1 protein-coding gene and 1 pseudogene are annotated in these 1,935 nt (G+C 68.8%); both read right to left on the bottom strand.

The annotated features are described in order from the left end of the window. A pseudogene (locus LQV45_RS28760) lies at positions 1 to 1,171 on the bottom strand (hypothetical protein); the annotation flags it as partial. A gap of 7 nt (positions 1,172 to 1,178) precedes the next feature. Beyond that, entirely contained in the window at positions 1,179 to 1,922 is a 744-nt protein-coding gene (locus LQV45_RS28755; RefSeq protein ID WP_374208321.1) for a peptidoglycan-binding protein, read from the bottom strand. Positions 1,923 to 1,935 lie beyond the last annotated feature (13 nt).

Here is a 1,935-nt window from a genome sequence, read left to right as displayed (position 1 = left end):
GCAGCAGGGGGACCGTGACCAGCACCCAGATGGTGACCACGGCCCGCGCCCAGGGCTTCAGGAGCCCGGCTTCGGGGTCTGTCTTCCGCCACGGCACCAGGGCCAGCAGCGTGGGCTTGATGCGCTGGAACAGGTCCGGGACACCGGTAGCGTCGGCCAGGATATGGTAGCCGTCGAAGCGGACCAGCGGCATCAGCTGCCGGACCATCTGCAGGATCTGGGTGACCACCACCAGCAGCAGCGCATCGAAGCCGGTGGCCCACCAGATGCCCATGATCGCGACGGCCACGATGGCGTTGAAGTACAGTCCGCCGAGGTCCGTGCGCAGCCGGCCGCCGCGCCCCAGCCGGTAGGAATCCGTGACGTCGGTATAGAAGGCCGGCCACATCAGATACAGGCCGGTCCCCATGGCGCCGGGGGTGGCTCCGCCGCGGCGGGCGGCGGCGGCGTGGCCGAACTCATGGAAACCGGCCGAGAGCACCGTGACCACCAGGATCAGAAGCACCAGGCCGGGGTTGGCGAAGGCCTCATGCGTTGCCGATGCCAGACCCTTGACCATCAACACCCACCAGCACGTGGCCAGGAAGGCCGCGGTCACAGCCACCACGATCAAGGGGTTGAACAGCGTGGCGAACGGCGCGGTGATCTTCCGGGTGCGGTCCGGATCGGTCACCGAGTACCGGAAGCGCATACCCAGCAGCGGGTTCGATTTCTTTACCGCGGGCTCGGAGCCGTCCGCCAGCTGCAGGAGGCCGAGGGGGAGCAGCTGGGAAGTGATCAGGGTGCGGACGTTCTCGGCACTGACGAGCCGTCCGAAACTGTCGCTGGCGTGCCCGGCGATTTCTTCCAGGCCCCGCTCGCCGTCGATCGCCTCGAGCACCAGGTACAGCAGTCGGGTGAGCTGGATGGTCTGGCCGTCGGAACGGCGCACGAGGGACGGGGCTTCCTTGTAACCGGACCCCTTCGCCTCGCCGATCAGCTGGACGCCGGCGGCCCGCACCGGAACCGGGTGCAGGCCGACCGCCGCGGACGCCGCCGGGCCGGCAGCGTCGCCGCGTGCACCGGCTCCGGAGTCGGTGCCGGGCGATGTGGCGGCGGATGTGGCGCCGCCGGTGGCAGACAGGGCCGGAGGGCCGTCCTGCCCGGACGGCCCTCCGTGCACAGTGCTCATCTAGGTGCTACTGCTTCAGGTCGGACTGCTGGTCAGCCGACGCCGTAGCGTCACCATGGATGTCCTGGTTGATGATGGCATCCTGCTGGGCGACGGCGAACGCGTTGCTGTCGATAGAGCCGATGTTGGCGCCGACGGCAGCGTCGATCGGCGCGGCCACGTTGGCGTTGGCGGCCACCGCACCGTTGATCGGTGCTGCGATGCCAGCGTTGGCGTCCAGGTTCACATCGACGTTGAGCAGGTTGCCGTTGAGGGCACCCGCGGCGCCGGCAGCGGCTCCCACGTCAGTCGGCAGCGCACCGCCCAGGTCCGGGGCCGTGCCATCCGGCAAGACGCCGGTGGCATCGGCGGGTACAGCGCCGCCGAGATCGGCCGTGGGGGCAGGCGCTGCGGCAGAATCTGCTGTGGTCCCGGCATCCGTACCGGTGCCCTGGTCGATGACACTGTCCTGGGTGGAGTCTGCCGTGGCATCGCCTGTGACGCCCTGGTTGATAATGGTGCCCTGGTCGGCGAGGGCCTGGGACTCAGACCCGAAAGAGAGCACGTTTGCCGAGGCTGCCGCATCAATCGGCGCGGCAACGTTGGCGTTGGCCGCGACGCCGAGGTCGATCGGCGCCGCGGCGCTGATCCCCAGGTTCAGGTCGGCGTTCAGGTCCAGGACGGAGGCGACTTCCTTGTCCGGGAGAGCGGTGCCGCCCTGCGCCATCAGCTCATCATCAGTCAACGGGGTCATTCCCTGCTCAACGCTCATAACAAACTCCATC

The sequence above is a fragment of the Microbacterium sp. Bi128 genome (assembly GCF_918698205.1).
This window is presented reverse-complemented; position numbering and strand designations above follow the sequence as displayed.

Bases quoted from the DNA above. Each gene is read 5' to 3' on its own strand.
- LQV45_RS28755 (WP_374208321.1), bottom strand. From the start codon at position 1,922: ATGAGCGTTGAGCAGGGAATGACCCCGTTGACTGATGATGAGCTGATG.